Source organism: Marinobacter antarcticus (assembly GCF_900142385.1).
Lineage (GTDB): Bacteria > Pseudomonadota > Gammaproteobacteria > Pseudomonadales > Oleiphilaceae > Marinobacter > Marinobacter antarcticus.
The window spans coordinates 808,606-835,072 of sequence record NZ_FRAQ01000001.1 but is presented as its reverse complement, the minus strand read 5'-3'; the positions used below and the strand labels follow the sequence as shown (position 1 = coordinate 835,072).

The 26,467-nt window shown below is 55.9% G+C and carries 32 protein-coding genes; 9 read left to right on the top strand and 23 right to left on the bottom strand.

Going from position 1 to position 26,467, the window contains the following annotated elements; all coding sequences use genetic code 11:
- Position 1: 1 nt before the first annotated feature.
- The 8 genes from BUA49_RS03925 to ftsY form a co-directional block, all read right to left on the bottom strand.
- On the bottom strand, positions 2–1,483 hold the full coding sequence (locus BUA49_RS03925; RefSeq protein ID WP_072795679.1) for a HAMP domain-containing sensor histidine kinase: 1,482 nt from the start codon (positions 1,481–1,483) through the stop codon (positions 2–4).
- Entirely contained in the window at positions 1,470–2,150 is a 681-nt protein-coding gene (locus BUA49_RS03920; protein ID WP_072795677.1) for a winged helix-turn-helix domain-containing protein, read from the bottom strand. Before BUA49_RS03920 ends, BUA49_RS03925 begins: the two co-directional genes overlap by 14 nt.
- 108 nt (positions 2,151–2,258) lie before the next feature.
- Complete coding sequence (gene hyi / locus BUA49_RS03915; protein WP_072795675.1) at positions 2,259–3,032, bottom strand: hydroxypyruvate isomerase; 774 nt, start codon at positions 3,030–3,032, stop codon at positions 2,259–2,261.
- Between the two features lie 6 nt (positions 3,033–3,038).
- On the bottom strand, positions 3,039–3,950 hold the full coding sequence (locus tag BUA49_RS03910; protein ID WP_072795673.1) for an NAD(P)-dependent oxidoreductase: 912 nt from the start codon (positions 3,948–3,950) through the stop codon (positions 3,039–3,041).
- Positions 3,951–4,107: 157 nt separating this feature from the next.
- Positions 4,108–4,968, bottom strand: coding sequence for an RNA polymerase sigma factor RpoH (rpoH, locus tag BUA49_RS03905; RefSeq protein ID WP_072795671.1), 861 nt, complete (start codon positions 4,966–4,968; stop codon positions 4,108–4,110).
- Positions 4,969–5,165: 197 nt separating this feature from the next.
- Positions 5,166–6,179, bottom strand: coding sequence for a permease-like cell division protein FtsX (gene ftsX / locus BUA49_RS03900; protein WP_072795669.1), 1,014 nt, complete (start codon positions 6,177–6,179; stop codon positions 5,166–5,168).
- Positions 6,169–6,858 carry a cell division ATP-binding protein FtsE gene (ftsE, locus tag BUA49_RS03895; protein ID WP_072795667.1) on the bottom strand — a complete coding sequence of 230 codons (690 nt, stop codon included), beginning with the start codon at positions 6,856–6,858 and terminating at the stop codon, positions 6,169–6,171. Before ftsE ends, ftsX begins: the two co-directional genes overlap by 11 nt.
- A gap of 27 nt (positions 6,859–6,885) precedes the next feature.
- Positions 6,886–8,103, bottom strand: a complete 1,218-nt coding sequence (ftsY, locus tag BUA49_RS03890) for a signal recognition particle-docking protein FtsY (RefSeq protein ID WP_072795666.1) — start codon at positions 8,101–8,103, stop codon at positions 6,886–6,888.
- A gap of 159 nt (positions 8,104–8,262) precedes the next feature.
- Here ftsY and rsmD point away from each other — a divergent pair, with 159 nt between their 5' ends.
- The gene (rsmD, locus tag BUA49_RS03885; RefSeq protein ID WP_072795665.1) at positions 8,263–8,937 is read left to right on the top strand and encodes a 16S rRNA (guanine(966)-N(2))-methyltransferase RsmD; all 675 of its coding nucleotides are present in this window, start codon (positions 8,263–8,265) and stop codon (positions 8,935–8,937) included.
- Between the two features lie 89 nt (positions 8,938–9,026).
- Here the strand turns inward: rsmD and BUA49_RS03880 are convergent, their stop codons facing one another.
- Complete coding sequence (locus BUA49_RS03880) at positions 9,027–10,205, bottom strand: DesA family fatty acid desaturase (protein ID WP_072795664.1); 1,179 nt, start codon at positions 10,203–10,205, stop codon at positions 9,027–9,029.
- Positions 10,206–10,367: 162 nt separating this feature from the next.
- On the opposite strand from BUA49_RS03880, the gene mutM reads away from it, so the two are divergent.
- From mutM to BUA49_RS03850, 6 genes are all read left to right on the top strand, one after another.
- The gene (mutM, locus tag BUA49_RS03875; protein ID WP_072795663.1) at positions 10,368–11,180 is read left to right on the top strand and encodes a bifunctional DNA-formamidopyrimidine glycosylase/DNA-(apurinic or apyrimidinic site) lyase; all 813 of its coding nucleotides are present in this window, start codon (positions 10,368–10,370) and stop codon (positions 11,178–11,180) included.
- Between the two features lie 205 nt (positions 11,181–11,385).
- Complete coding sequence (locus BUA49_RS03870; protein WP_072795662.1) at positions 11,386–11,718, top strand: hypothetical protein; 333 nt, start codon at positions 11,386–11,388, stop codon at positions 11,716–11,718.
- A gap of 93 nt (positions 11,719–11,811) precedes the next feature.
- A complete protein-coding gene (gene yrfG / locus BUA49_RS03865; RefSeq protein WP_072795661.1) occupies positions 11,812–12,519 on the top strand; it encodes a GMP/IMP nucleotidase in 708 nt (235 codons plus the stop codon).
- Between the two features lie 41 nt (positions 12,520–12,560).
- Positions 12,561–12,968, top strand: a complete 408-nt coding sequence (gene hslR / locus BUA49_RS03860; RefSeq protein WP_072795660.1) for a ribosome-associated heat shock protein Hsp15 — start codon at positions 12,561–12,563, stop codon at positions 12,966–12,968.
- Positions 12,969–13,026: 58 nt separating this feature from the next.
- Positions 13,027–13,881, top strand: a complete 855-nt coding sequence (hslO, locus tag BUA49_RS03855; protein ID WP_072795659.1) for an Hsp33 family molecular chaperone HslO — start codon at positions 13,027–13,029, stop codon at positions 13,879–13,881.
- A 173-nt stretch (positions 13,882–14,054) separates the two neighbouring features.
- Positions 14,055–15,587, top strand: a complete 1,533-nt coding sequence (locus tag BUA49_RS03850; protein ID WP_072795658.1) for a phosphoenolpyruvate carboxykinase — start codon at positions 14,055–14,057, stop codon at positions 15,585–15,587.
- 125 nt (positions 15,588–15,712) lie between these two features.
- Here BUA49_RS03850 and BUA49_RS03845 read toward each other — a convergent pair whose 3' ends face one another.
- From BUA49_RS03845 to BUA49_RS17940, 5 genes are all read right to left on the bottom strand, one after another.
- A complete protein-coding gene (locus tag BUA49_RS03845; protein ID WP_072795657.1) occupies positions 15,713–16,963 on the bottom strand; it encodes an ABC transporter substrate-binding protein in 1,251 nt (416 codons plus the stop codon).
- Positions 16,964–17,043: 80 nt separating this feature from the next.
- A complete protein-coding gene (locus BUA49_RS17955) occupies positions 17,044–17,238 on the bottom strand; it encodes a hypothetical protein (RefSeq protein ID WP_072795656.1) in 195 nt (64 codons plus the stop codon).
- Positions 17,239–17,262: 24 nt separating this feature from the next.
- Positions 17,263–17,424: a hypothetical protein gene (locus tag BUA49_RS17950; protein ID WP_228704397.1), complete on the bottom strand. Its 162-nt coding sequence runs from the start codon at positions 17,422–17,424 to the stop codon at positions 17,263–17,265.
- A gap of 65 nt (positions 17,425–17,489) precedes the next feature.
- Positions 17,490–18,077: a hypothetical protein gene (locus BUA49_RS17945; RefSeq protein ID WP_228704396.1), complete on the bottom strand. Its 588-nt coding sequence runs from the start codon at positions 18,075–18,077 to the stop codon at positions 17,490–17,492.
- A gap of 294 nt (positions 18,078–18,371) precedes the next feature.
- Positions 18,372–18,590 carry a hypothetical protein gene (locus BUA49_RS17940; protein ID WP_228704395.1) on the bottom strand — a complete coding sequence of 73 codons (219 nt, stop codon included), beginning with the start codon at positions 18,588–18,590 and terminating at the stop codon, positions 18,372–18,374.
- A gap of 350 nt (positions 18,591–18,940) precedes the next feature.
- Here BUA49_RS17940 and BUA49_RS03830 point away from each other — a divergent pair, with 350 nt between their 5' ends.
- Positions 18,941–19,213 carry an HU family DNA-binding protein gene (locus BUA49_RS03830; RefSeq protein ID WP_072795655.1) on the top strand — a complete coding sequence of 91 codons (273 nt, stop codon included), beginning with the start codon at positions 18,941–18,943 and terminating at the stop codon, positions 19,211–19,213.
- 54 nt (positions 19,214–19,267) lie between these two features.
- On the opposite strand, the gene BUA49_RS17935 is transcribed toward BUA49_RS03830, so the two are convergent.
- The 9 genes from BUA49_RS17935 to gshB form a co-directional block, all read right to left on the bottom strand.
- Positions 19,268–19,399, bottom strand: a complete 132-nt coding sequence (locus BUA49_RS17935) for a hypothetical protein (RefSeq protein ID WP_267283706.1) — start codon at positions 19,397–19,399, stop codon at positions 19,268–19,270.
- Positions 19,389–19,796: a putative solute-binding protein gene (locus BUA49_RS17930; protein WP_228704393.1), complete on the bottom strand. Its 408-nt coding sequence runs from the start codon at positions 19,794–19,796 to the stop codon at positions 19,389–19,391. Before BUA49_RS17930 ends, BUA49_RS17935 begins: the two co-directional genes overlap by 11 nt.
- Before the next feature lie 252 nt (positions 19,797–20,048).
- Entirely contained in the window at positions 20,049–21,350 is a 1,302-nt protein-coding gene (locus BUA49_RS03820) for a dihydroorotase (RefSeq protein ID WP_072795653.1), read from the bottom strand.
- Positions 21,347–22,369, bottom strand: a complete 1,023-nt coding sequence (locus BUA49_RS03815; protein WP_072795651.1) for an aspartate carbamoyltransferase catalytic subunit — start codon at positions 22,367–22,369, stop codon at positions 21,347–21,349. The genes BUA49_RS03820 and BUA49_RS03815 overlap by 4 nt, the downstream gene beginning before the upstream one ends.
- 27 nt (positions 22,370–22,396) lie before the next feature.
- Entirely contained in the window at positions 22,397–22,906 is a 510-nt protein-coding gene (gene pyrR, locus BUA49_RS03810) for a bifunctional pyr operon transcriptional regulator/uracil phosphoribosyltransferase PyrR (RefSeq protein ID WP_072795650.1), read from the bottom strand.
- Positions 22,907–22,921: 15 nt separating this feature from the next.
- Positions 22,922–23,353, bottom strand: coding sequence for a Holliday junction resolvase RuvX (gene ruvX, locus BUA49_RS03805; RefSeq protein ID WP_072795648.1), 432 nt, complete (start codon positions 23,351–23,353; stop codon positions 22,922–22,924).
- A complete protein-coding gene (locus BUA49_RS03800) occupies positions 23,346–23,912 on the bottom strand; it encodes a YqgE/AlgH family protein (protein ID WP_072795647.1) in 567 nt (188 codons plus the stop codon). The genes ruvX and BUA49_RS03800 overlap by 8 nt, the downstream gene beginning before the upstream one ends.
- On the bottom strand, positions 23,909–24,775 hold the full coding sequence (locus tag BUA49_RS03795; RefSeq protein WP_072795645.1) for an energy transducer TonB: 867 nt from the start codon (positions 24,773–24,775) through the stop codon (positions 23,909–23,911). Before BUA49_RS03795 ends, BUA49_RS03800 begins: the two co-directional genes overlap by 4 nt.
- Before the next feature lie 45 nt (positions 24,776–24,820).
- Positions 24,821–25,774: a glutathione synthase gene (gshB, locus tag BUA49_RS03790; protein ID WP_072795643.1), complete on the bottom strand. Its 954-nt coding sequence runs from the start codon at positions 25,772–25,774 to the stop codon at positions 24,821–24,823.
- A 298-nt stretch (positions 25,775–26,072) separates the two neighbouring features.
- Between gshB and pilG the strand changes: the two genes are divergently transcribed.
- Entirely contained in the window at positions 26,073–26,465 is a 393-nt protein-coding gene (gene pilG / locus BUA49_RS03785) for a twitching motility response regulator PilG (RefSeq protein ID WP_072795642.1), read from the top strand.
- Positions 26,466–26,467 lie beyond the last annotated feature (2 nt).

Sequence of the window (26,467 nt, the reverse complement as noted above, 5' to 3'; positions counted from 1 at the left end):
CTCAGGTGCGGCCGGTTTCTGCAGAGACATGAGGATCACCGCCGGTCGAATCAGGTGCCTGCTCCGCCTGAGTAGCCTTGATGCGTTTGCGTAGAGGGGCGAAAGCCGGCATGTATACAGCTATCGTCAGGCCAGGTGGCACTTCATCCGGGTAGGTATCGCTAAGCACAATCCGGCCCTGGTGAATTTCCGCGACGGCACTCACCAGGCTGAGACCCAAGCCGTTACCCGGCAGTGAGCGGCTCTTTCCAACGCGGTAGAAACGCTGGAATACCTGATCTTTCTCAGCATCAGGAATACCAATACCGCTGTCCCTGACTTCAAAAATCGCATCCTCGCCCTCTTTCCGGACAGCCACGCCAATCGTTCCGTGCTCGGGGGTGTATTTAATGGCGTTATCAATCAGGTTGCTGATCATCTGGAACAGCAGATCCCGGTCACCTTCAATGACGACTTCGGCCTCAAGCGACTGCTCAAATACCTGGTTTTTATCCTCCGACAGCGCCTCGTAAAGCTCACAGGCATCGGATACCAGCTCATCCAGAGAAACCTCCTTCATATCGGCGAAATTGCCTCTGGTTTCCAGGCGCGCAATGCGCAGCAGGGCATTAAAAGTCGCAAGCAGCTGATCTGCTTCGGCAACGGCTCGGCCTGCCTGTTCACGGGCCTCGTCGTTGTCAACGGACATCAAGGTGTTTTCAAGCTGGTTCCGCAGTCGCGTGAGGGGGGTGCGAAGGTCATGGGCGATGCTGTCAGACACGTGACGGATACCTTCCATCAGGTAAACAATCCGGTCCAGCATCTGGTTAAGGTTTTCCGCTAGCTGATCAAAGTCATCCTCTGTACCTCGGGTGGGTATGCGCAGAGAGAGGTGCCCGTTCATGATTCGCTGGGAAGTGTTATTGATAATCTCGATACGGCGCGTTGTGCTTCGGCTCATCAGAAAACCGCCGAGCAGGGCCAGCGCAAGAGTGATCCCCATACCCCAGTTGATAGCCGTTTCAATAACCCGTTTGAGGCTGGTGAGCTCGTCAACATCCCGGCCAACCAGCAATCTCAGGCCGCCCTGAACCTCGAAAATACGGGCCCGGGCAAGGCGCTCCGAACCCGTCCACCCAACAGCCGAGCTGAGCGTGAAATTGATCCAGCCGCTTTCTGAGCGGGAACCCTCCGGCCAGGTCTCTATATTGCCGGCGAGTTTGAGGAAGTCCTCGGTGGTCAGCAGATAAATAGTTTTGGCATTGGGGTCGCGGGCAACCCGCTCACGGATAATCGTGATCAGGCCGTTTACACCACGCCCCCGATACTGCTCCGCCAACCCGGCGATTTCCGCTTCGATGGTTTCGTCGGTCTGAGCGGTCATGAAGCCCGCTGTACGCCAGTAAATAAAGGCCAGTAACAAAAATACCGAGGTGGCGAACACCACCATATACAGCAGGGCGAGCTGGAAGGACGATGTCCTGAGCTGGCTAAGCAGTTTCACGTAACATATACCCTGCACCCCGGATGGTTTGCAGTAAGGGTGTCTCGAATTCCTTGTCGATCTTTGCCCGGAGACGGCTGATGTGCACGTCGATCACGTTCGTCTGGGGATCAAAATGATAATCCCACACTTTTTCCAGCAACATGGTCCGGGTGACCACCTGGCCTGCATTGCGCATCAGATATTCGAGCAACCGGAACTCCCTGGGCTGAACATCAATATTCTGGCCGGAGCGCTTCACCGTCCGGGCCAGAAGATCCATTTCCAGATCGGCCACCCGCAGCACAGTTTCGGTTTCCGCAGACTGGCGGTTCCGACGCACCAGTGACTCGATTCGGGCGAGAAGCTCAGTGAAGGAGAAGGGCTTGGTCAGATAATCATCGCCGCCGCCCCGCAGGCCTTCAACACGATCATCCACATCGCCCAGGGCACTCAGAATCAGAACCGGCACCTGGTTTCCCGTGGCGCGAACCGTCTTGATGATGGAGAGCCCGTCCATGCCAGGCAGCATGCGGTCGACAATCATGATGTCGTACTCTCCACTGGCGGCCATCATCATGCCATCTTTGCCGTCGGCAGCATGATCGACTACGAAGTCTGATTCCTTCAGCCCTTTGACAAGATAATTTGCTACGTCCTGATCGTCTTCGATTACCAGCGCTTTCACCGGATCCCCTCCCAATAACGAATTAACTTAACAACAGAGTACGAATAACTCGTGACACCGGCCAGTTACGATCTTGTAAGAGGGTGTCGCCAATGGCGACGGTCAGCTCTATGCAGGCAGCCAGTGCAGGCTTTCTGCTGTAACGCCGGAGGGCAGATATTCCGCGCTTACCCAGCCGTCATAATCCATTTTGTCTATGGCTGAGAAAACATTCGAAAAGTTAATCTCACCGGTTCCCGGCTCATGCCGGCCCGGATTATCCGCAAACTGGATGTGGCCAATCCACGGCAACAGGCACTCCATGGAGCGCACGAGGTCGCCCTGCATAATCTGCATGTGGTAGATGTCGTACTGCAGGCGCAGGTTATCGGCATCAACTTCCTCGATCAGTGCCATGACCTTATCGGACGTATCAAGGAAAAACCTGGGCATATCGACCCGCGAATTAATGGCTTCCAGACACAGTGTTATATCTTCATCCACCAGCTTGTCAGCCGCCCATGCGACATTGGCAACCAGCGTTTGCCAGGCTGTTTCTTCATCCAGATCGACCGGCTTCAGACCCGCCAGACAGTTCACCCGCTTGCAACCAAGCGCCCGGGCATATTCGATGGCCTGATACACTCCATCACGAAACTCATCGACCCGTTCCGGCAGACAGGCAATGCCGCGCTCTCCGGCATCCCAGTCACCCGCAGGCAAGTTGAACAGAACCTGAGTAAGAGCGTTGTCTTGCAGCGCACTAATGAGCACCTCTTTTGGCCAGGCATAGGGAAACAGATACTCTACGCCGGTAAATCCGGCCTCAGCCGCTTTGGCAAAGCGCTCGGTAAACGGCACTTCGGTAAACAGCATCGACAGATTGGCAGCAAAACGGGGCATAGCCGATTACTCCTTCGGGCCCGGGGCAGCGACACCAAGGCGGGTTCCGTTAACATGCTCCAGCTCCAGCAGCAGACCGCTGTGATCAGCATCGCTGTGGCCATTAGCAACCAAAGACAAGTACTCATTATGCACCTGTTGCGCCAGCGGCAGCGTTAATCCCTCTGCGCGGGCTTCATCCAGAATCATTCGCAGATCCTTTAGCTGGATACGGGCAGGCGCACCCGGGGCAAAATTCCGGTCAATCATGCGCTGACCGTGCAGCTCCAGAATCCGGCTACCAGCAAAGCCGCCCATCAGCGCCTCACGCACTGCCGCGGGATCCGCACCGCCCTTGGCGGCCAGCAGCAGGGCTTCAGATACCGCCCCGATGGTAATCCCGACAATCGCCTGGTTAGCCAGCTTGGCAAGCTGACCGGTCCCCACAGGCCCAATCCTCGTGCACTTCCCCAGTGCCTCAAACACCGGTCGCGCGCGGAGAACATCTTCCTCCGAACCGCCCGCCATGATGCTCAATCGTGCTTCTTGAGCACCAAGAGTGCCACCGGAAACCGGCGCATCCACATAACCTACGCCTTTTCCCGCCGCAAGAGCAGCGTGGCGGCGAGCCACAGACGGCTGAATGGAGCTCATATCAATCACCAGAGCGCCCAGCTTCGCGGCCTCCATCGTACCTTGCGTAATCATCACCTGCTCCACCACATCGCTGTTTTCCAACATGGTGATAACAACATCCGCAGTTCGCACGGCCTCAGCAGGGTTGCTGACGATCGTTGCCTCGTCGGCAAACGGCTCGCACTTGCTGGCCGTGCGGTTCCACAATGTCATGGGAAAGCCGGCATCGAGCAGATTGCGGGCCATCGGGGAGCCCATCAGGCCGATACCCAGGAAAGCAATATGGGGTGGTTTTTTTGTCATGTTAGCGGACCTTTATCAAGCATCGGGAAGCAGGAATTGGGCTGGCCTTTCCAATTCCTTCCTGCACCGAACTATAAGATACAGATTATACAAACAAAAACGCCACCAACCTTAACGGTGGTGGCGTTTTCAGAACACGTCCGACTGAACAGCTTAATCAGGCAGCTTCAGACATCTGCACCCGGATCTTTTTCATCGCATTCTTTTCAAGCTGGCGAATACGCTCGGCAGAGATACCGTACTTGTCGGCCAACTGGTGAAGCGTTGCTTTGCTCTCGGACAACCAGCGCTCACGCAGAATATCCTGGCTACGTTCATCAAGCATTTCCAGCGCCTGCATCAACCGGCCGTTGGAATCCTCAGTCCAGTCTGAATTTTCAAGCTGAACGGCCGGATCGCTGCGGCGGTCTTCCAGATAATACGCCGGCGCTTTGTAGGCGCTATCGTCGTCATCATCCATAGGACCATCAAAGGCAGTGTCATGGGAAGACAAACGGCCTTCCATTTCCCGCACTACTCTTGGCTCGACTCCCAGGTCCTCTGCTACCGCGTGCAACTCGGCGTGGCTCAACCAGGCCAGCTTTTTCTTCTGGCTGCGTAAATTGAAGAACAGTTTACGCTGGGACTTGGTGGTCGCCACTTTCACAATGCGCCAGTTGCGCAGAATGAACTCGTGAATTTCCGCCTTGATCCAGTGCACGGCAAAGGAAACCAGCCGGACACCGTATTCCGGGTTGAAGCGCTTGACGGCCTTCATCAGGCCCACGTTGCCTTCCTGAATCAAGTCTGCCTGCGCCAGGCCATAACCTGAATAGCTACGGGCAATGTGAATCACAAAACGCAGGTGAGACAGAACCATCTGACGGGCGGCGTCTACGTCTTCATCGTAATAAAGACGCCCCGCCAGCTCCTGCTCTTCTTCCACTGTCAGCACCGGTATGCGACTCGCGGCCTGTATGTAAGCCTCGAGATTGGCGCCCGGAACCAGTCTTTCAATGAGCTGTAAGCTCGTACCCATGCTTTAACCTCCGAACCTGACGATCGCATAATATATACGAATAAAGATTAGACCGCCAAGAACCGTAAAAGTTCCCGAACTTCCCAGTAAAACGTTTTAAATCAACAAAATGGGAAATCCACCCTGACCTTTTCTACTTAAGAAGCTACCCCGGAACAAGCTTCAGTTTCAATACGGTCTTACCGCTATCCGGATCATCAGCCGCCGGCAATTTCACCCGGCTCAATGTCATCCAGGTGGCGCTTTACCGCAACCCAGGCGCCTAGCCAGCCTAGCAGCATCGCTGCAATAATCAATGCAAGCGCACCGTCAATGCTCAGGCCGTTAAGGGAGAAATCACTACGATACAGCCCGGCAAGACGTTCAACAGGCCCACTCAGCCACCACAGGGAAAGCTGCAGCAGTATCCATGCAACAACGCCGCCACCCAGACCAAACCAGGCGCCCGTGTAAAGAAACGGCCGGCGCACAAAGCCATCTGTGCCACCAACCAGTTTGGCCACCAGAATTTCATCACGGCGGCTTTCAATGGACAGTCTTACGGTGTTCCCGATCACTAACACCACGGCCGCGGCCAGCAGTATTGCCAGCGCCCATACGGCTCGAGCAAGCAGGTCTGTCATGGCGTTGAGGCGTTGCAGCCAGCCGAGATCCACTTGAACCCGCTCTACGCCGTCCATACCCTCAATAAACGTCACCAAGCCCGCCACACCGTCTGCGGATCGGGCGCTCTCCTCGGGAGTGACAAGCAGCGTATGGGGCAAAGGGTTCTCTTCCAGATAATCCAGCGCGTCATCAAGCCCCGATGAGGCCCGAAACTCTGCCAGAGCGCGATCCCGATCAATCAGCTCCAGCTCGGCTACACGGCCATCTGCCCTGATTTCGCTCGCCAACTCACGGGTCTTCTCAAGACTGGCGTCCAGCTTCATGTAGGCAGTTACACGGGCACTGCTCTCCCAGCCGGCACTGACACCCTGAAGGCTCGTTAACAACAGCAAGAGTGCAACTGGCAAAGCCAGAGCAACACCCATAACAGTCCAGGTCATCAGGCTTGCTACTGGCGTTCGCCACATGCGGTCAGCACTGTCGCGGGCCACTTTCCGGTGATGGATAAAGTAGGATTCTGCCTGCGCGCGCCAGGGCGACCGGGAGACTCTGGCTCCCCGTGCAGGATCTGGTTTGCGGGATCGGGATGAAGGATCAGCGGCCAACGGAACCTCCCTGCAACGGCTTACCGCCGGCAATCAGATTGCCATGATCCAGCGTCAGTGTGCGCCGGCCCATTTCGTTGATCAGAGCAAGGTCGTGACTGGCGATCAGCACGGTTACACCTACCTGGCTGAACTGGGCAAACAGATTCATGATGTCTGCGGACAGCTTCGGATCCAGATTACCCGTAGGCTCATCCGCCAGCAGTAACGGTGGCTTGTTGACCACCGCGCGGGCAATGCCGACGCGCTGCTGCTCACCACCGGACAACTGCAAGGGGTTCATTTTTTCCTTGCTGAGCAGGCCAACTTTATCCAGCGCCGCCCGAACCCGACGGCCCACGTCGCGGGGAGAGACGCCCATCACTTCCAGCGGCATAGCGACGTTATCAAACACGGTACGGTCAAAAAGCAACTGGTGATTCTGGAACACCACGCCGATGTGCCGCCGAATATAGGGAATCTGTCGCCTCGGCAGGCGATTGAGCACCTGACCACCGACTACCACTTCGCCGGCACTGGGCCGCTCCATAACCATGAGCAGTTTCAGCAACGTACTTTTGCCCGCACCGGAATGCCCGGTCAAAAACGCCAGCTCACCGCGATCCAGGTGAAAATTCACCTGGCGCAGTGCGGTATGGTCACTGTCATACCGCTTGGTAACCTGACGGAATTCGATCATGGCGGGCTACTGCTCCACAAAGCCGGATTATTCGGCAAACAACGCATCCACAAAGGTTTCAGCATCAAAGCTGCGCAGGTCATCAACCTGCTCGCCAACGCCGATAAAGCGAATGGGAAGCTGCAACTGGCGGGCAATGGCGAACACGATACCTCCTTTGGCTGTGCCGTCCAGTTTCGTTAAGGTAATGCCGCTTACGCCAACGACCTTCTGGAACACCTGGGCCTGGCTCAGAGCGTTCTGCCCCGTGCCGGCATCCAGCACCAGCATCACTTCATGGGGAGCGGTGTCATCCAGTTTTTTCATCACCCGGACAACCTTTTCCAGTTCGCCCATCAGGTTGTCTTTGTTTTGCAGTCGGCCCGCAGTGTCGGCAATCACCACGTCTACGCCGCGAGACTTGCCCGACTGGATCGCGTCAAAAATCACCGATGCGCTGTCAGCACCTGTGTGCTGGGCCACAACCGGAACGTTATTACGCTCCCCCCAGACCTGCAACTGCTCGACGGCAGCAGCACGGAAAGTATCGCCAGCCGCCAACATGACCGATTTGCCTTCGCTCTGGAACTTCTTGGTGAGCTTACCAATGGTGGTGGTCTTGCCTACGCCATTTACGCCGACCATGAGAATTACATAGGGCTTTTTCCCCGCATCAATCGTTAGCGGCTTGGTGACATCCTTGAGCAGACCCTGCAGCTCGTCACGCAAGGCCTTGCGCAACGCTTCACCATCCTTGAGCTGATTGCGCTGAAGCTTGTCGGTGAGGGATTCAATAATTTCCGAAGTGGCGGTCACGCCCACATCCGCCATCAGCAGTGTGGTTTCGATTTCTTCCAGCAGCTCTTCGTCGATTTTCTTGCCAACGGAAAATATGTCCGCCATACCGCCGGTCAGACTTGCACGGGTTTTGCCCAGGCCCTGCTTGATACGTTCAAAAACACTGACCTGGGGCGTGAGTTCAGACTCAGGCTCCGGAACCGTTTCCGGCTCAGGCGCGGGCTTTGGCTCAGCCTGCGGCTCAACGGCGGCAGGTACTTCGGCGGCCTCCGCAGGTGCGGGCTCGGGGGCGGTTTCTGTGGCTTTCTTCTCAACTGATACCGCGGGTTCAGGACCTTTCACGGCCTCCGGTTTGCGCTGGGGCACAGGTTTCGGCCGCGGCACACGGCGGCGATTGCTGGCAATATCCAGAACAAACACGAGCACAAGAAGGGCCAAAAGGCCGATTGAAATCCACTCTGCCATCATAAAGTCATACCATCAGTCTGAATGGGCGGGACAAATAGAGCGCACATTCTAGCAGACTGTCCCCAGGAAGTGAGGATCGCGTGGATTATCATGGGAGGTACAGTTTCCGCTAAGATACGCCACACAAAGTGACCGTGATCCGCTGCCGGAGCTAACGACATGACACGCAGAAGACCCACAGGCCCGCGCCTATCAAACAAGCCTTCCAAGGGAACAGCCCGGGAGCAGAGCCGGAATCAAAGTGCTGCAGGCGAACTGCGCATAATTGGTGGTGACTGGCGTAGCCGGAAGCTCCGTTTTCCTGATGCTGGCGGCGTGCGCCCGACTCCGGCACGCACACGGGAAACCCTGTTTAACTGGCTTTCATTTCACTTGGCGGGAAGTGACTGCCTGGATCTGTTTTCCGGCTCCGGCGCGCTGGGACTGGAAACACTCTCCAGAGGCGCCTCCCATGCCACTCTGGTCGACAACAATGGCGCTCTGGCAGAAGCTTTACGGGATAACCTTCGGCTGCTCGGCTCCGAGTCCGGCACTGTGGTGTGCACCAACGTCGACACCTACCTTAGCCAGCGAACACGACAACCGTTCGATATTGTCTTCATGGACCCACCGTTCCGGCAGGGCTGGCTGACCACTCTGTTTCCGCTGCTGGAGGCTCAGGGCTGGGTGAAGCCCGGCGGTTGGGTCTATGTGGAGCATGAGAGTGAGATCACCGCGCCGGCTGCGCCCGCCAACTGGCAGCTGCAGCGCCAGAAAACCGCCGGACAGGTTACTTATTGTCTGTACCGGGTGGCCCACATTAGCGATGGCGAAAACACCGAAGAGGCAGAGTGAAAAAAGAGTAACAAAAAAGCCCGCAAACGCGGGCTTTTTACAGACCAGATGCGAAGCGGGATTCAGCTCCGGCTAAAGGGTCCGGTGATTCACGCAGCTGGTCGCAGAGAGTACGCCCGCAAATGGACCGCAAACTCTTCCAGGTACCGGATGCCACTGGCCTCTGCCTCTTTGCACCACTCCATCAGAACCTGCAGTTTATCCTGGGGCTTGAGCCCACGCTGGCGCCAGAGCACCTGTAACTCATGACTCTTCTCGTAAATCTGGCGCAAGACCGCGTTACTCTCAAGAACAGACTCCAATGTTTCCTTTTCCCTTGGCTTGATCAAGGTTACTTCCCGTGAGAGAAGTTGCTTGAGCTTGCGATAACGGGGACGGATCTCATCATCCATCAGGTTCTTTTGCTGGCGCAAGACTGGCTCCATTACCCGCTTGCGATATTGACGCATAATATCAAAACGGTTGTTGGCAATAGCCTGCACGGTTTCGACATCCATATCCTGCTTGCCCGGCACATAGTGAGCAATCGGGCGATACCCTTTGGGTTTGGCAAGGCCGAACAGCTGAAACAGGCGAATGTAGCCCCAGCCAACATCCACTTCGTACCATCGACGCGAGAGCTTGGATGAATTCGGATAGGTGTGGTGATTGTTGTGCAGCTCTTCACCGCCAATCAGGAGTCCCAACGGGGAAATATTGCGGGCGTTATCAGCACACTCAAAATTACGGTAGCCCATCCAGTGACCAACACCGTTCACTACGCCGGCAGCCCAGAAGGGTATCCAGACCATCTGCACGGCCCAGATCCAGATACCGTGCACGCCAAATAGCGCCAGATTAATGACTGCCATCAGCGTTATGCCCAACATCCTATAACGGCTGTACAGGTTGCGCTCTACCCAGTCTTCCGGAGTGCGCTGGCCGTAGCGCTCAAGATTCTCAGCCGTAGCCGCTGAGGCATAAAGCTCTGCGCCCTCAAATAGAACCTTCTTTATACCGAGAACCACAGGGCTGTGAGGATCCTCTGCCGTTTCGCACTTGGCGTGATGCTTGCGGTGGATCGCCGTCCATTCTTTGGTATTCTGCGCGGTAGTCAGCCATAACCAGAAGCGGAAAAAATGCTTCAATGCAGGATGCAGATCCAGTGAGTTGTGAGCCGAATGACGATGAAGGTAGAGCGTTACACCGATAATGGTGATGTGCGTCATACCCAGAGCAACCAGAATGAGCTGCATCACCGACAGGTCAAGGAGACCGTTAAACCACATAGTTAATCCTCAAATCAAAATCCATGGCGTCCGTAAAAAGGAGCCAGTATCCATACTCTAGCGTACAGGTGTTAGCCAGAACAACAGCCTTTGAAGGCAAATTTGTTACCGTTCACACTTGCGCGGCATCACGCCCCACATACTTAACCGGAGACTGGCTGCGTGCCCGAATTACCCGAAGTTGAAACAACACGACGCGGTATTGCGCCCTACTGCGAAGGACAAACCATCGCCCGTGTCAGGGTGCGCAATGGCAGACTGCGCTGGCCGGTGCCTGAGGACATCGCTGCTCAGATGGAAGGCCAGATTATCCGGACCGTGGATCGGCGGGCGAAATACCTGTTCCTGAACCTGGATCATGGCACCGCCATCATTCATCTGGGCATGTCCGGCAGCCTTCGCATCATCACCGACAACACGCCCGCAGTGACACACGACCACATCGACCTTACGCTGAATTCCGGCGTTATTCTGCGCTTTAACGATCCGCGCCGGTTTGGCTGCTGGTTATGGTCTGATTCTGCAGCGACCCACCCGCTGATTGCCAGCCTAGGCCCGGAGCCATTGTCGCCGGAGTTCAGCGGCCGGATGCTGTTCCGGTTATCCCGGAGTAAAAACACCCCGGTAAAATCCTTCATCATGGACAGCCATGTGGTTGTCGGCGTGGGGAACATTTACGCCAATGAAGCCCTGTTTAAAGCCGGAATTCATCCCCGACGCAAGACAGGGCGCATAAGCCTCGACCGCTACCAACGCCTTGCAGAGGCCATTCGGGAAACCCTGAGTGCCGCCATTCTGATGGGCGGCACCACACTGCGGGATTTCGTCAACAGCGACGGCAAGCCGGGCTATTTCGCCCAGTCTCTCCTGGTATATGGGCGAGCCGGGGAGCCTTGCACCGAGTGCGAAACACCGTTGAAAGAAATCCGTATGAGCGGCCGATCCACGGTTTACTGCACCCGTTGCCAACGGTAATTTCGCGCAACACCCCGCCCAAACCGCGCTGAATTGCACAATTCACAATGGAAATCCGTTTGAAAATACGCAAATATGATTCATAGTTAACAGATGATTAATACCCGGGAGTTACAATAGGGATCAATCTTCCCGATACGAACTCTGGTATCGGTTACGTACAACCCGGTACCAACGGGGCCCCAAAAGTTCAGGAGACAGACTAATGACCCGCAAGATTTCACGCACTCTGGTGGCCACTGTAGCAGCTTGCCTGCTGGCTTTTTCATCTGTAGGCCACGCACGCGCTATTGATGAAAGTCCGTCTGCACTGGCTATGGCTGGTGATGCCGTGTTTGTTCGTCCGGTGCTGCTGGTCACCACCATTTTGGGAAGCGCCGTATACCTGGTATCTCTGCCGTTCTCCCTGCTCGGTGGCAATGCTGAAGAAGCAGGGGAAGTTCTGGTCGTAGGCCCGGCGAAAGCAACCTTCGTGCGCTGCCTGGGCTGCACCCAGTCAGGCCGGAAAGCAGGAACGGTCGAGCAGACCGGCAACTGATCCCATCCCTTGTATGACATCGGTAACATCCCGACTTGCCTCAGGCCGGGATCTGCGGCAGCCTGACGAAAATTCTTCAGGCTGTTTTTGTTTATGATCAACTGGACTTCCCTCGAAACCGTGTTCCTGGACATGGACGGAACACTGCTTGATTTGCATTTCGACAACCACTTCTGGCTGGAGCACCTGCCCCGGCGCTATGCCGAGCAAAACAACCTGCATCCAGATGAAGCCAAAGACCGGCTGATCAGTATGATCATGGCCGAAAGAGGCACTCTTAACTGGTATTGCACCGACTACTGGAGTGAACGGCTCGCCATGGACATCACCAGCCTGAAGTCCGAGGTCGGCGACCTCATCGGCTATCGCCCCCATGTGGCAAGCTTTCTGCAGGCGCTCAAGAAAACCGGTCTGCAGTCGGTGATTGTAACCAACTGCCACCCAGACCCACTGAAGCTCAAATTGCAGCGCACCGGCCTGGACAGTTTTGTAGACGGCATTGTTTCCAGCCACCAACTGGGCAGACCCAAGGAAGACATCGCATTCTGGAAGGACCTGCAGCAGCTGGCACCCTACAGGGCCGACACCACGCTAATGGTGGATGACAGCTTCTCGGTGCTGGAGAGTGCCCGGTCTGCCGGAATCGCTCAGTGCCTGGGCATTCTCACCCCTGACAGCAAGCAGGCCGCCCGGGAAACACATCCCGAGATACCTTGCGTCCATCACTTTGATGAGCTCCTGACCTCTATTCACCAGCAAAGGTCCCTCCACCAGAAAAGCCCCCTGCCATCTGCAGGCTGAGGGCGTTATAATCCCGACATACGCCCATCAGGTGAGGAGACATGGCGGCATCTACTTCGGACGATCAACGGGTAAGGCTTGATAAATGGCTCTGGGCTGCGCGCTTTTATAAAACCCGCTCCCTGGCCAAAGAAGCCGTTGAAGGCGGCAAAGTCCACTACAACAGCCAGCGCTGCAAGCCAGGCCGTCTTGTGGAGCACGGAGCCATGCTCACCTTGCGCCTGGGCTGGCAGGAAAAAGTTGTGGTTGTAGACGAGGTAAGTGAGCGCCGGCGCGGAGCGCCGGAAGCTGAGAAGCTCTACCACGAAACCGATGACAGCTTAAAAAAACGGGAAGATCTCTCTTGGCAGCGCAAGACCATGCAGGCCGCCCAGTTGCCGCCGGCCAGGCGACCTTCCAAAAAAGATCGTCGCGACATTCAACGATTCCGTGACCACAACGGTATCTGAGCCAGACCGCTCTGCCGTCACCCATCGATGCGAGCACCCAGTTTTCAGGAGAACCAGCATGGCATCCCGCGATCAGTTCCAGCGTTTTATATTTGAACACAGCCAGGTGCGCGGAGCCTGGGTACAGCTTGACGAGAGTTTTAATGAGATCACCCGTCAGGCACCTTACCCAGAGTCCATCCGGGGCCTGCTTGGAGAGGCCCTTGTGGCGAGTATTGTGATGAGCAGCAGCCTGAAATTCGAGGGCACCTTATCCATTCAGGCCCAAGGCGAAGGCCCGCTACGAACGCTGATGGCCGAATGCAGCCATGACCGGAAAATCCGTGGCCTGGCACGGTTTGATGAGCATGCGGTCAGCGAAGAAAGTTTCCATAACCTTCTGGGCGACGGGCGCATGGCCATTACCATTACGCCACAGCAAGGCAATCGCTATCAGGGCGTGGTTCCCCGGGAGCGCGACAGCCTCGCAGGGTGCATTGAAGAATATTTTGAACGCTCAGAGCAGATTCCCACCAGCCTGTTCCTGTTTTCCAGCGAAAATGGCGCCGCCGGCCTGATGCTTCAGCGCATGCCCGGAGCCACTGAACAGGACGACGAACTCTGGGAGCGGGTCAACCACTTGGCACGCACCGTTAAAGCGGAAGAATTACTGGAGTTAGACAGCGAAACCCTGCTGCACCGGCTGTTCCATGAAGAAACCGTGCGTCTTTTCGACCCCGAAATGGTAGCGTTTCACTGCAGCTGTTCCAAGGAAAGAACTCTCAACGCGCTCGAGGCCATCGGCAAAGACGAATGCTACAGCATACTGGAGGAACAGGGCGCCATCGACATGGATTGCCAGTTCTGCCACGCACACTATTGCTTCGATAGGAATGATATTGATCATCTTTTCGCTGGCCATACGCTACACTAACAATGGTTACGGAATGGCCCGGAAGCCATCAATCACACGGCCTTCCGTGAAGTCGTTTTTTACCGGCGCCTCTGGCATAATAGCGCGCCTGAATTGACTCGATTGCTCAGTTTTCCGCCAATTTTTGGGAGCGGCCTGAGTAATCACTAAGACATCCCGAGGGTGAGGTCGAAGTGAGTAAGACTTATAATGATCTGAGTACAGCAAGGCTGGTCGAGCAGGCACTGGCACGTAGCGAGGGGCAGCTGGCTTCCAATGGCTCATTGGTCGTAAAAACCGGTGAGCGTACCGGCCGATCTCCTATGGACCGCTACATCGTCGAAGAGCCGAGCACGTCTGACGACATCCACTGGGGGCCGATTAATCGCCCGTTTGAGGCCGATAAATTCGACGCCCTGTGGGATCGTGTAGAAGCGTACATTGCGGAAAATGACAGCTTTGTCTCCCTGGTTCACGTCGGCTCCGACCCGGAGCACTATCTACCGGTGAAAATGACCACCGAGACCGCCTGGCAGAACCTCTTTGGCCGCAACCTTTTCATTCGTCCTGAACACTACAACCAGGCTGACAAGCAGGAATGGCAGATCCTGAACGCCGCCAATTTTGAGTGTGTGCCGGCACGCGACGGCACCAACAGCAAGGGCTGTGTGATCATTAACTTTGCACGTCGCAAAGTGCTTTTGGCCGGCATGCATTACGCCGGTGAAATGAAAAAGGCCATGTTCTCCGTGCAGAACTTCCTGCTGCCGGAAAAAGACGTACTTCCAATGCACTGCTCTGCCAACGTAGGCGAAGATGGCGAGACCTGCCTGTTCTTTGGCCTTTCCGGCACTGGCAAAACCACCCTCTCTGCTGATCCGCACCGCTTCCTGATTGGTGACGACGAGCACGGCTGGGGTCCCGGCACCGTATTCAACATCGAGGGAGGCTGTTACGCCAAGTGCATCGACCTGAGCAAAAAGAACGAGCCGATCATCTGGGACGCTATCCGTTTTGGCGCTATTGTTGAAAACGTAACCATTGACCCGGAAACCCGCGAGCCGGATTACAACGATGTTTCCCTGACCGAAAACTCCCGTTGCGCCTACCCGCTTGAGCACGTAGAAAAGCGCGTGCTTGAAAACCGTGCCGGCGAGCCGTCCCACATCGTGTTCCTGACCTGCGATATGACCGGCGTACTGCCCCCCGTGTCGATCCTGAGCCGTGAAAGTGCTGCCTATCACTTCCTGAGCGGCTACACCGCGCTGGTTGGCTCCACGGAGATGGGTTCATCGTCCAAGCTGAAGTCCACCTTCTCCACCTGTTTTGGTGCGCCCTTCTTCCCGCGTCCGGCCGGCGTATACGCCGAGCTGCTGATGAAGCGTATCGACGAGTATGGCAGCAAGGTCTTCCTGGTGAACACAGGCTGGACCGGCGGCCCACACGGCGAAGGCACTCGTTTCAGCATCCCGACGACTCGCGCCATCATCAGCGCGATCCAGAACGGCGACTTGGACGAGGTGGAAACCGAGCATTTGCCGACACTGAATGTCGACGTTCCCAAGCACGTACCGGGAGTAGACACGGAACTGCTAAACCCGCGCAACACTTGGGCCAGCGCTGACTACTACGATGGCAAGGCGGAAGAGCTGATCAGCCAGTTTGTGGCAAACTTCAAGAAATTTGATGTTTCCGATGCAATTGTAGAGGCCGGCCCGAAACTCTGAGCCCACCTGCTATAAAAAAAGCGCCCTGCGAAAGCACGGCGCTTTTTTACCTCAACCAAAACCTTTCTACTCGGAGAGAGACGAACAGGGCGACTGCCCTGTCCTGCCGATACCCTCAGCAAATATCACAACGACGGCGGCTTACCTGCAGCAGCACGCTCAGCCCTCCACTCAGTGGGTGTCTGTACTGCTTGCCCTCCATCGAGCGAGCCTACTACCTCAAAAAAGTCGCTGCGGAGGGAGTCTTTAACCACTTGTTCTCTGCTTTTGCTGCGCACAACATATATTGTCTGCAGATTCTGATGATCAAGTGCCCGCCACTGCTGAGTGTCTTTAAGCAGGCTATATTCATGCCCCTCAAGTGCCTTGATAAGATCTTGAGTATTCGTGGTTCCGGCACGTTCAACAGCATCCTTGTACTGATACACTATGCCATAAGCCGTAGCCGCAGTAGATGTGGGCCTTACTTCATATTTCTTTGTAAACGCCTCAACAAATTGTTGCCCGCGCTCAAAGTCCAGCTGGTAAGGGATCATCCACTCCCAGGGAGTCGTAGAGATAACACCCTCCATGATGGAGGCTCCAACGTTCAACGCAATTCCAAGGCTGATGTTAGGGATAACTATTTTCAGCTTGTCTTTCAACCCCATATCATGGGCAACCTTGAGCGCCCTCACCAAATCATCACCATATAAAACCAGAACCAGGATTTCAGCATCACTTGCTTCGGCTGCTTCCAGTGCTTTCTTGAAATCCTTGATGAACGCTCTTGGGAAAGGTGTCAGAGCATGGGGGTGGACTTGCTTATCGGTGGTATTTGTAAAGTTACGAATAGATGCTTCAGAGGACAGGCCCCAAGTGTAATCGGCCGTTACGTAAAAGTACTTTGAATCATCAAACGTTTTGGTCAGATAGCTCCCAAGTGCTTTCGCAGTCATCCACGCATTAGGGTACTCACGAAACATATGGTCGTGCCCTTCGCTGCCAGTAGTGGCGTTTGCGGAAGTTGTCGTACCGAAATAGAGGCGGTCCAAGTCTTTTGCTACTTTGCCTGAAGCAATAGCAACTGCGCTGGAAGCGCCACCGAACAACATGTCTACCTTTTCCTTTCTGATGAGCTCATCGGTATTAGCGGCGCCTCTTTCAGGGGATCCAGCTGTATTACGAATTAACAGCTCTACATCTTTACCGAGGATTCCACCAGCCTGGTTGATCTCTTCGACTGCCAGAAATGCTGCGAGCCTTTGTTGCAACCCCAGGTCTTTGTAACGCCCGGACTGGGGGTAGTTAAATCCAAGCTTGATGGTGTCCGCTAATAGCGAAAAACTGCAGAGCAGAAGTATAAACCCTGCAAGTAAACTTACTCTCCGTTTCATTTTTGATGATCCCTGATGCACTTTAAATTGTATTTATAGTCGTCAACTATATCGTTATATGATTGCAAATATCAGAAATCTTAAGTTAAGAAAGTCGCACTTATCGTTAACAAATGTAGGCGGCCATCGAGTTCCACGAAGGCGCTGTCGAAGGACTGAGGGAAACTCTGCATGATCTGGGAGCGCTCAATTACACCACCAATACTCACAGACAAACCAAGCAGCAGTAACAGCGCACCAATTTCGGCCGTGGTGTCGTTGGTAGCTCCACGCAAGCTGCACTCCAGCCCTTGATGTACTTAGGGGATCAACGGCCTGAAGGCACGAAACATGGCCGGTAAAGCCTGGGAAGTCGGCGCCAGATCAAACTTGCTCTGTCGATTTACGGTAAACGCAACCAGGGTAAACATGGCGGCCGTCAGCAAACAGGGACGCAACACAACACCCAGGGAACCGGACATGGCGGTGGCCGCAAGCGCCAGGGCCGGAACAGGTTGAACACCAGCGTCTCGCCAGGCGGGTCTGTTTAAGCATCATGCCAACCCACACATACAGCCCCACGTTCAGGAACATATCCGCCAGCTCCATCATCTTGCCCAGATAGATACCAATACCCGAGGCATGACCAATCAGTGCGAAATAGGTTCCGGAAATCAGACACATAACCGTGGTGACGTGTCAGGGTTGCAGTAACGGCACACAACATAACCAGCAGCACCAGAATATAACGCTGGGACTCGAGGCCGAAGGCAATCAGATCGGCAACGAACAGTTCAATCGCGCGATAGGCTTTCACACCCGGCGTACGCTGATCCCGGAGGCTGGCAAAGCTTTGGTGCGCGGATTTACAGTCGGCTACCGATCGCTCAATGGCAAGCCGTATATCGGCGGGGTCGTTTTCCTGGGCGCCCAGCGGTGCTGCCACAGGGTCATCATCAACTGGCCTCTGAGCAAGCTCGTGCGCCACAGCGGCTTCAATTGCATGGAATACATGGCTGAGCCGCACACCCGCCTCCTCGCCTTGTCGATCGGCAAAAGCCAGGCACTCAAAGGCGTTCTCACCTTCGGGCAGCGCGCCAGGCATCATGGCCCACACTGTCGCTTTAAGTGCCATAGGAGCGCCCCACCACTTGTCATTTTCCAGGCAGCTTATGGCTCGCGCTACAATTGAGCCTACGTTCTTGGGAACACCGATAGACGAGTAGACTGGATCTCTGAATTGAGCGCCTGCAGACCTGAGAGCAGCCCGGCCAGGTATGTGAACTCATCCATGTCGTCGTCAAAATCCGGGCACTCACCTGTGCCAGGTTCACCGTAAAAAACGTTGTGGTGCTACCAGGATTTCAGATAGCGCTTTGATGCCAGGGCGTAGGCTCGCTTCTGGCGGATCATGGCGTCTTCAGCTGCATTACTTTTTTTCATACAGGGCGACCAGGACCGCCAACTCATGCTCACGACCCTGCGCTTCGGCACAACGTCCGGCCGAAAGATAGAGCATTACCGCCAGTTGATCCGGCTCGCTGGCCACACGACCAAAGGACATGAGCAACGGAGCTGTGGCCTCACTCATGGCGCAACCCATGGCCAGAGCGACAAAAAAGCCCCTGAGCAGGAATGCCGAACGCATAAACCCTTGCCCAAAAGACTGCGGGTGGGTGTGACCCCGGACGGAAGACTCTGGAAATGAAGTCCCGGAATACAGCATGGTGTCTGAACCTTCTAAACGTTTTGTATTGTTATTCTGATCGCGCAATTATCGCGTCTGGCTTTTCCGGCCTGTTACAGACTGTAACCAGAGCGGCACTATGGCCTACAGAGCCCGTGCTTTTTGAGACAAGCACCGCAAATGACGCCTGTGCACATAGTTTTTACCGCTCCCCGGGTTTGCACAAAGCGCCGCAAACCACTATAGATTCAGGCAGCCGCACGCCAACCTGGCTGCGACTCCGATGGACAAAAACAAAAAAGGAATACCCGATGCGCAAACCTGAACTCGCGGCGACTATAGCCGAACATACTGGCCTGACCCGTGAAAAAGCCAGTGAAGTGATTACCGCCTTTACGGATCAGATCTCAGCTGCCGCTGCGCGGGGTGAAGACACTACTCTGATCGGCTTCGGCACTTTCAATATCCGCGCCCGTGAAGCGCGGGATGGCAGAAATCCTCAAACCGGGGCGTCTATCCGAATTCCCGCCAGCAAGACCGTCGGATTCAAAGCAGGCAAAGCATTCAAAGACGCGTTCCGCTGAGCAAAGACCCACCCGCTCTCACGGGTGGGCCTGTTTGAAACCCAGAGCCGATTATCAGTTTCCGGCCACGGAACCACACTCAGAGCGGGCTGCATCCACACGACAGCGAATAGCCTTCATAAGCCTGATCGCACGCTCGTCATATATCCCGTCTTCGAGCAGTGACATGCGCACTTTACGCAGCATCTTGTCGTACTCGGCCGTGTCTTCCTGCGGCAGGTTCATCCACACTGCCGTTGTTGAACTTGCCGGCAAAATTGGCGGAATTGGAGCCGACTGCTGAAGCGCCCACGTGGCGAACCATACGAACAGATGCCTGGTCGTAATCCAGTGTTGCAATGCGTTTGCCCTGAAGCTTCTCAACCGAATCGATGCTGCGGTCACGGGTATGCAGATAGATTGCGCCACCCGGGAAGACACCAGCTACTTCATAAGGGCCGTCCGTCAGCAACGGGCGGGCCCTGGGCTGGCTGAGGGTGTTATAAAGCAGGCACATTTCTTCTTCACCGGGAACAGCACCCATGGCTTCCAGGCTACCGGTGAACTTGTTGAATTCCCGTGCGCGAGTACCGGTAAGCAGCACCGCGTCGCACTGGCCGGCTTTGAAGTCTTCAGCAGCGACTTTTCATCGGTGTAAGCGCTCAGATTAAGCTTGATGCCACTTTTAAGCGCTGCGGGTAAGCGCTGCGGGCTAAAACGTTTTCGAGATCGCAAACAGCTGCCCGTTGGCACAGGCGCCCTTTTTCAAGAGTTTTTAAGCAACACTCGGGATTATGTGATGGCGTCGACAGAGGTTGGCCAACCTCCGCCGCATTTTCAGGCGGGCTTAACGGCTTCAGGCGCTGGCCCAGACCTCCTGTCCATCCACCAGCGTAAGTCTCACCACACCGGGTAACGTCTGACCCAGAACCGGCGCGTGATGACCTGCAGAGATCAGGGACTGACGACCAGGGGTCCAGTACGCGCCGGGATCAAACACACAAAGGTCTGCAATGTCATCGTTGCTGATCGTTGCGGTTCGGCCGATCACCGATGCCGGGCCTGAGGTCAGGCCGCGAACCAGCTCAGCAAGTTTGAGCTCACCGCGCTGAACCAGCCGGAGACCCAGCGAGAGCACACTTTCTATACTGGAAAGGCCAGGTTCAGTGGCCGGCAAGGGCGCCTGTTTGGCAGCGCTGTCATGGGGCAGGTGCTGGCTTACAATCGCATCGATCACTCCCTCGCGAACACCGGCAACCAGAGCCTTGCGGTCCGCTTCCGAGCGCAACGGCGGGCGCAGGTGAAAACGGCTATCAAAGCCCGCCAGCGCGTCTTCTGTAAAGGCAAGCTGATGCATGGCCACATCGGCCGTAACAGCAATTCCACGGCGGCGCGCGTCGGCGACCATTTCAACACTGCGGCCGCAGGAAAGTTGACTCAGGTGCAGCCGAACGCCGGTTTCTTCCGCCAGCAGAAGCATTTCCATGACCGATGCGGTTTCTGCCACCTCCGGAATACCCAGCAGGCCGAGCCGGGACGTCACCAGACCGTCATGAGCATAGCCGTCTGCTGCCAGCGACTGGTTTTCCGGGCGGAACATCACCGTAAGACCAAAGGTTTGAGCATACGCCATGCAACGGCGGAGTATGCGCGCATTGCGCACCCCGCGGGATCCGTTACCAACGGCAACACAGCCCGCAGCGGTAAGGCCCGCCATATCACTGAGCATCTCCCCTTCCAGCCCCCGGGTCACCGCTCCCACGGGCAACACCCGGATAGGGGAATTGGTAGCCGCACCGTCCCGGATCAGATGTGTAACGGCCCGGGAGTCGTTAACCGGGGAGGTTTCCGGAGAGGCGCACACAGTCGTGAATCCGCCCCGCGCCGCAGCGCGGGTTTCCGAGGCAATGTTGCCCTTCTGGCCATTGCCCGGCTCCCGCAGATTGCAGTACAGATCCACAAACCCCGCAGTGATCACACAACCTTCAGCGTTAAACACCTGGTCCGCATCAGCCTGTTTTGCCGCCTCACCTGTGGCCGCAATGCGCCCGTTACGAATCAGCAGGGCAATGTTTGCGGTCTCACTTCCATGGCCATCCAGCAACTGGCCGCCGGTGATTTTCAGACTGGTGCCGGCGGATTTCTCGTTATCACTCATGCCAGGCCTCGTTCGGTCAGTTCCGTCAGTTTCTGCTGGCGATCTGCCACCTGCCCGCCCATCGCCATGGACATCACAGCCATGCGGATGGCAATGCCATTGGTGACCTGGTTCAGGATGACCGATTGCGGACCATCCGCCACGGCGGACTCGATTTCCACACCGCGGTTAATCGGCCCCGGATGCATGACAATGCATTCCGGATGCGCCAGTGCCAGCTTGTCCTGGCTCAATCCGTAAAGCCGGTAAAACTCACGCTCGCTCGGCAGTAAAGCACCCTCCATACGCTCTTTCTGCAGGCGCAGCATAATCACTACATCCAGATCTTTCATGCCTCTGGCCATGTCGTATTCCACGGTGCACCCGAGGCTCTCAACATCACTCGGTAACAGCGTGCCGGGTGCAATCACACGGATCTGTTCGGCACCCAGCTCATTCAGCGCACGGATCTGGGAGCGAGCGACCCGTGAGTGCAGGATGTCCCCCACTATGGCAACTTTAAGGCCTTCAAACGCGCCCTTGTGCTGGCGAATGGTTAGCATGTCCAGCATGGCCTGGGTGGGGTGGGCGTGGCGGCCGTCACCGGCGTTGATAATAGCGACCCCGGGGGTAACGCTCTCAGCGATAAAGTGCGGCGCGCCACTCTGGGCATGGCGCACCACAAACATATCGCTGGCCATGGCCTCAAGGTTCAAAAGGGTGTCTGAGAGCGATTCGCCCTTGGAGGTGGCCGAGGTATTGATATCGAGGTTGAGCACGTCCGCAGAAAGCCGTTTGGCAGCAAGCTCAAACGTGCTGCGGGTTCGGGTACTGGACTCGAAGAACAGATTTACCACCGTCCGCCCCCTCAGCAGAGGCACTTTCTTGATGCTTCGTTCACCCACTTCAATAAACGAATCTGCGGTATCGAGAATGTCAGTCAGCAGATCCCGGCCCAGACCATCCAGAGTCAGAAAATGCCGCAACTGGCCGTCCCGGGTTAGCTGCAAATGGTTGGGGGAAGCTGCGTTTGCGGTCATGGTTTGCCTGCTGTCGGGTTCGGGAGTTTACTGTCCGGCTTCCTGGAGTTCGATTCGGAGCGGATCCGGGCCGCGAAGTTTTACGCGCTGCTGCGCTCCAAGCACCAGCGACTGCCCTGCCACATCAGGCTGAATTGGCAGCTCGCGTGCACCGAGATCAATCAGGGTGGCGAGTATGATACTGGCCGGCCGGCCGTAATCGAAAATTTCGTTCATCGCAGCACGTATGGTGCGACCACTCATTATGACGTCGTCGACCAATATGATATTCCTGCCTTCGGTGTCCAAAGGCAGGCTCGAGGGCGTGACCTTCGGATTCAGGCCAATCCGGCTGAAGTCATCCCGGTAGAATGATATATCCAGCTTCCCGAACGGCCCCTCAATACCAAGGCGTTTGCCAAGGATATCCGCCACCCAGACTCCGCCAGTACGAATGCCTATCAGCACCGGCGACTCGATACCACGCTGTATGAGCAGGCGACGTAGCTCCGTTTCCAGCCTATCCATCAACTCGTCCACATCAAGCAATGCGCTCATTACGTTCTCGCTTCTCTAAACTGTCTGCAGCCGACACCAGGTTTCCAGTATCAGCACCGCTGCACGGTCGTCCACTCCGTGGCGACCGAAATCCCGGCTACCACCGGCAGCCATCACTTCGCCCTTGGCTTCGTAACTGGTCAGGCGTTCATCCACCATTTCAATCGAGACATGAAAGCGACCATGCAGGCGTTTACCGAATTTGCGGGCGCGGCCACACATATCGTTTTCGCTGTCGTCCATGTTCAGGGGCAGGCCTACCAGCACCAGATCTGGCTGCCATTCCGCCAGTAGCTTTTCGAGCTGATGCCAGTCCGGCATTCCGTTATCGGCGGGGATCATGGCCAGAGGCTGGCCTGTGCCAAGCATCTCTTGGCCGGTAGCCACGCCAATACGACGTAGCCCGAAATCAAACGCCATAACACTGCGACGGCCGGCTTCAGGCATGCCCCACCGTCTCACTGAGCTGATTCAAGTCAATCCCGATTAACTTGAGGACGGCGCTGTACCGGTCAGCCCAAGGTGTTCGGAACAGGATATCTGTAGTTGCCGGACAGGTCAGCCAGGCGTTGCTTCCTAACTCATCTTCCAACTGTCCTTCACCCCAACCGGAATAGCCCAGAGCCATCAGAAACTCTTCCGGGCCTTCGTTTTGACCAATGCCGGCGAGTATGTCACGGGAGGTCGTCAGCATAACGTCGTCAGTGACTCGAGCGGTGTTCTGCCAGTTGGCGCCCGGCGAATGCAGAACGAAACCCCGCTCCGTCTCAACCGGACCACCACTGAATACTGGCAGATCCAGCTCCCCGCCCTGGAGGTCGAGCTGCTCCAGAATTTCCCCAAGATGGATATCCAGAGGCTGGTTGATCATCAACCCGAGGGCGCCGTCATCGGAGTGTTCGCAGAGGTATATAACAGCGCCGTGGAACCGGGGGTCCGCCAGATAAGGCGACGCCACCAGAAAGTGATGTCTCAGACTGTGAGGAGAATGTTTCGATGCCGTCATCCGGATGTCAGCCCCCGTTGCTGGAAGGACCAGGTGCGTATGATTTCCAGTTCGTCCACCTCTTTCCGCATCTCATCCGGAAAGGGTGCGAACGGTGCAGCCATCCTGACAATACGAATCGCCGCGTCATCAAGCAGGGTGCTTCCGGACGATTGCAGAACGGCCACTTCCTTTATTGTGCCATCTTTCTGCATGGATACCAGCATTCGCAGGGTGCCATAGACTCCGGCACGGCGGGCTTCGGTGGGATAATTGATGTTCCCGACTCGCGTCACCTTGCTGACCCAGTTCTGCACATACCAGGCGTTGGTAGACTTCAGGGTGGAGGCCGCCGTCACCCTCATCACTCTGGGTTTCCGGGCATAAGCCTGTTGCTGGGCGTCGAACCGGGCCTCAAGACTGGCGATCTCAAGGCTGCGCTCCATCAGGCTTTTCTTTTCTTTTACCGGCAACGGCTCTTCTTCCGGCCTGGTGCGCTGCTCAGGCTTCTGAACCTGCCGGCTCGACTGGCTTTGAGTCTGCACAACCGTCTGTTCCTGGCGGCGAACCGGCTCGGTTTGTGCCTGTGGCTCGGGCTGTACCTGAGCCACCTCTGGCTGACTGACTTCGGAGGGCTGCGGAGTGGTCATCTCCCGGGGCTCTTCCTCGGTGCCACTGCCCTGCTGGCTGGTCTGGGCCAGGAAATCTGCCTTCTCAGGCGCCTGCTCGTCATCAAACTGCGACAGGGTAATTTCCATGGTCTGGGCAGAAGATCGCGGCGACTCAGGGGCAAAGGTAATCCCCAGCACCACAACTGCATGCACAACCAACGCCATGAACAGCGTAAAGGAAAACCTGTCGAAATCGCTTACCTGCACTGCCATTACTGCGCCCGTTCCTGTCGTTGGCCCTGATCCATGATTTCCCCGTCAGCTCCGGTTAAGACGTTTCTCGACGGCGTCCATCAGCAAACCCGCAATGTCTGTTCCGAAAGCATCATCCAGCTCCCGGATACAGGTCGGGCTGGTCACATTGATTTCGGTAAGATAATCACCGATCACATCCAGGCCTACAAACATCAGACCTTTTTCTTTGATAACCGGCGCAACCCGCGCACAGATCTCACGATCACGGGCAGTGAGCTCGCGGCCCTCGCCCCTGCCACCGGCCGCCAGATTGCCGCGATTCTCGCCTTGCGAGGGAATCCGTGCAAGCGAGTAAGGCACTGCCTCACCCTCGATCATCAGAATGCGCTTGTCGCCGTCGCTGATTTCCGGAATGTATTTCTGGGCCATGGCCTGATGAGCGCCATAGTTGGTCAGCGTTTCAATAATCACGCCCAGATTAAAGTCGTTTTCCTTGATGCGGAAGATAGAGTGGCCACCCATACCATCAACCGGCTTCATGATAACGTCACCGTGTTCCGCGTAAAACTCCCGGAAACGCTTCGACGACCGGCTTACCAGCAACGGCGGCGTAAGATCCTCGAACTGGGTAGCAAACAGTTTTTCATTACAATCACGCAGGGTTGCTGCGGGGTTAACCACCAGGGCGCCCTGCTGCTCCGCAGATTCAAGAATGTAGGTGGCAATCAGGAACTCGCGATCCACGGGCGGATCCTTGCGCATAAGAATCGCATCGAGATCGCCCAGAGCGCGATCCCTGGCCGGGCCGAAGCCGTACCAGTTCTCCGGATCCATGTGCACCGTGAGGCTGCGCGTATGGGCCATGGCTTTGCCACCATCCATATACAAGTCTGGCAGCTCCATGTACTCGATTTCCCAGCCGCGGTTTTGCGCCGCCAGCAACATCGCCAGTGAACTGTCTTTTTTGAAATGGATATCCTCAATCGGATCCATCACGATCCCGAGTCGAACTGTCATAGTGCCTCTTGCGCTCCTGAGGGGTTAAAAACACGAACCGGTCTGCAGAGTGAACCGGACAATAAGTGCTATGCTGCGACACCAGATGGTATTGTACCCGAGCCTTGAATGCATCCGGAGAAATCCTTGGTCGATTACGTGATGTTTCAGGCAGAAGTACATTTGGTCACAAAGTAATACTTTTTATCGGGCCATCGATAATCTATAAATGATCGGGGTTTATAGAAGAACCTTAAGGTTTATGCTAAAACCCTCGTTTGAAAACAATGACAGTCGCTGAGCGCAAGGCACCTGGATAATGGATGACAACTTCGAGAACTTGAAGATCATGGTGATCGACGACAGTAAAACCATCCGTCGCACCGCAGAAACCCTCCTGAAAAAGGTTGGCTGTGAGGTTATCACCGCGACAGACGGTTTTGATGCTCTGGCCAAAATTGCCGACTCACAACCGGACATCATTTTTGTGGATATCATGATGCCTCGCCTGGACGGCTATCAGACCTGCGCGCTCATCAAGAATAATTCCTCTTTCAAAAAGACGCCGGTCATCATGCTGTCCAGCAAGGACGGGCTTTTCGATAAAGCCAAGGGCCGTATCGTCGGCTCTGACGAATATCTGACCAAACCGTTCAGCAAAGATGAGCTGCTCAATACGATCCGTCACTATCTACCCGTGACGACACAGTAAAC

Excerpts from the sequence above, each read along its gene's own strand:
- hyi (WP_072795675.1), bottom strand. The coding sequence starts at position 3,032 with ATGCCCCGTTTTGCTGCCAATCTGTCGATGCTGTTTACCGAAGTGCCG.
- BUA49_RS03910 (WP_072795673.1), bottom strand. The coding sequence starts at position 3,950 with ATGACAAAAAAACCACCCCATATTGCTTTCCTGGGTATCGGCCTGATG.
- rpoH (WP_072795671.1), bottom strand. The coding sequence starts at position 4,968 with ATGGGTACGAGCTTACAGCTCATTGAAAGACTGGTTCCGGGCGCCAAT.
- ftsE (WP_072795667.1), bottom strand. The coding sequence starts at position 6,858 with ATGATCGAATTCCGTCAGGTTACCAAGCGGTATGACAGTGACCATACC.
- ftsY (WP_072795666.1), bottom strand. The coding sequence starts at position 8,103 with ATGATGGCAGAGTGGATTTCAATCGGCCTTTTGGCCCTTCTTGTGCTC.
- rsmD (WP_072795665.1), top strand. The coding sequence starts at position 8,263 with ATGACACGCAGAAGACCCACAGGCCCGCGCCTATCAAACAAGCCTTCC.
- BUA49_RS03880 (WP_072795664.1), bottom strand. The coding sequence starts at position 10,205 with ATGTGGTTTAACGGTCTCCTTGACCTGTCGGTGATGCAGCTCATTCTG.
- BUA49_RS03870 (WP_072795662.1), top strand. The coding sequence starts at position 11,386 with ATGACCCGCAAGATTTCACGCACTCTGGTGGCCACTGTAGCAGCTTGC.
- yrfG (WP_072795661.1), top strand. The coding sequence starts at position 11,812 with ATGATCAACTGGACTTCCCTCGAAACCGTGTTCCTGGACATGGACGGA.
- hslR (WP_072795660.1), top strand. The coding sequence starts at position 12,561 with ATGGCGGCATCTACTTCGGACGATCAACGGGTAAGGCTTGATAAATGG.
- hslO (WP_072795659.1), top strand. The coding sequence starts at position 13,027 with ATGGCATCCCGCGATCAGTTCCAGCGTTTTATATTTGAACACAGCCAG.
- BUA49_RS03845 (WP_072795657.1), bottom strand. The coding sequence starts at position 16,963 with ATGAAACGGAGAGTAAGTTTACTTGCAGGGTTTATACTTCTGCTCTGC.
- BUA49_RS17950 (WP_228704397.1), bottom strand. The coding sequence starts at position 17,424 with ATGTCCGGTTCCCTGGGTGTTGTGTTGCGTCCCTGTTTGCTGACGGCC.
- BUA49_RS17945 (WP_228704396.1), bottom strand. The coding sequence starts at position 18,077 with ATGGCACTTAAAGCGACAGTGTGGGCCATGATGCCTGGCGCGCTGCCC.
- BUA49_RS17940 (WP_228704395.1), bottom strand. The coding sequence starts at position 18,590 with ATGCGTTCGGCATTCCTGCTCAGGGGCTTTTTTGTCGCTCTGGCCATG.
- BUA49_RS03830 (WP_072795655.1), top strand. The coding sequence starts at position 18,941 with ATGCGCAAACCTGAACTCGCGGCGACTATAGCCGAACATACTGGCCTG.
- BUA49_RS17935 (WP_267283706.1), bottom strand. The coding sequence starts at position 19,399 with ATGCTGCGTAAAGTGCGCATGTCACTGCTCGAAGACGGGATATATGAC.
- BUA49_RS03820 (WP_072795653.1), bottom strand. The coding sequence starts at position 21,350 with ATGAGTGATAACGAGAAATCCGCCGGCACCAGTCTGAAAATCACCGGC.
- BUA49_RS03815 (WP_072795651.1), bottom strand. The coding sequence starts at position 22,369 with ATGACCGCAAACGCAGCTTCCCCCAACCATTTGCAGCTAACCCGGGAC.
- pyrR (WP_072795650.1), bottom strand. The coding sequence starts at position 22,906 with ATGAGCGCATTGCTTGATGTGGACGAGTTGATGGATAGGCTGGAAACG.
- ruvX (WP_072795648.1), bottom strand. The coding sequence starts at position 23,353 with ATGCCTGAAGCCGGCCGTCGCAGTGTTATGGCGTTTGATTTCGGGCTA.
- BUA49_RS03800 (WP_072795647.1), bottom strand. The coding sequence starts at position 23,912 with ATGACGGCATCGAAACATTCTCCTCACAGTCTGAGACATCACTTTCTG.
- BUA49_RS03795 (WP_072795645.1), bottom strand. The coding sequence starts at position 24,775 with ATGGCAGTGCAGGTAAGCGATTTCGACAGGTTTTCCTTTACGCTGTTC.
- gshB (WP_072795643.1), bottom strand. The coding sequence starts at position 25,774 with ATGACAGTTCGACTCGGGATCGTGATGGATCCGATTGAGGATATCCAT.
- pilG (WP_072795642.1), top strand. The coding sequence starts at position 26,073 with ATGGATGACAACTTCGAGAACTTGAAGATCATGGTGATCGACGACAGT.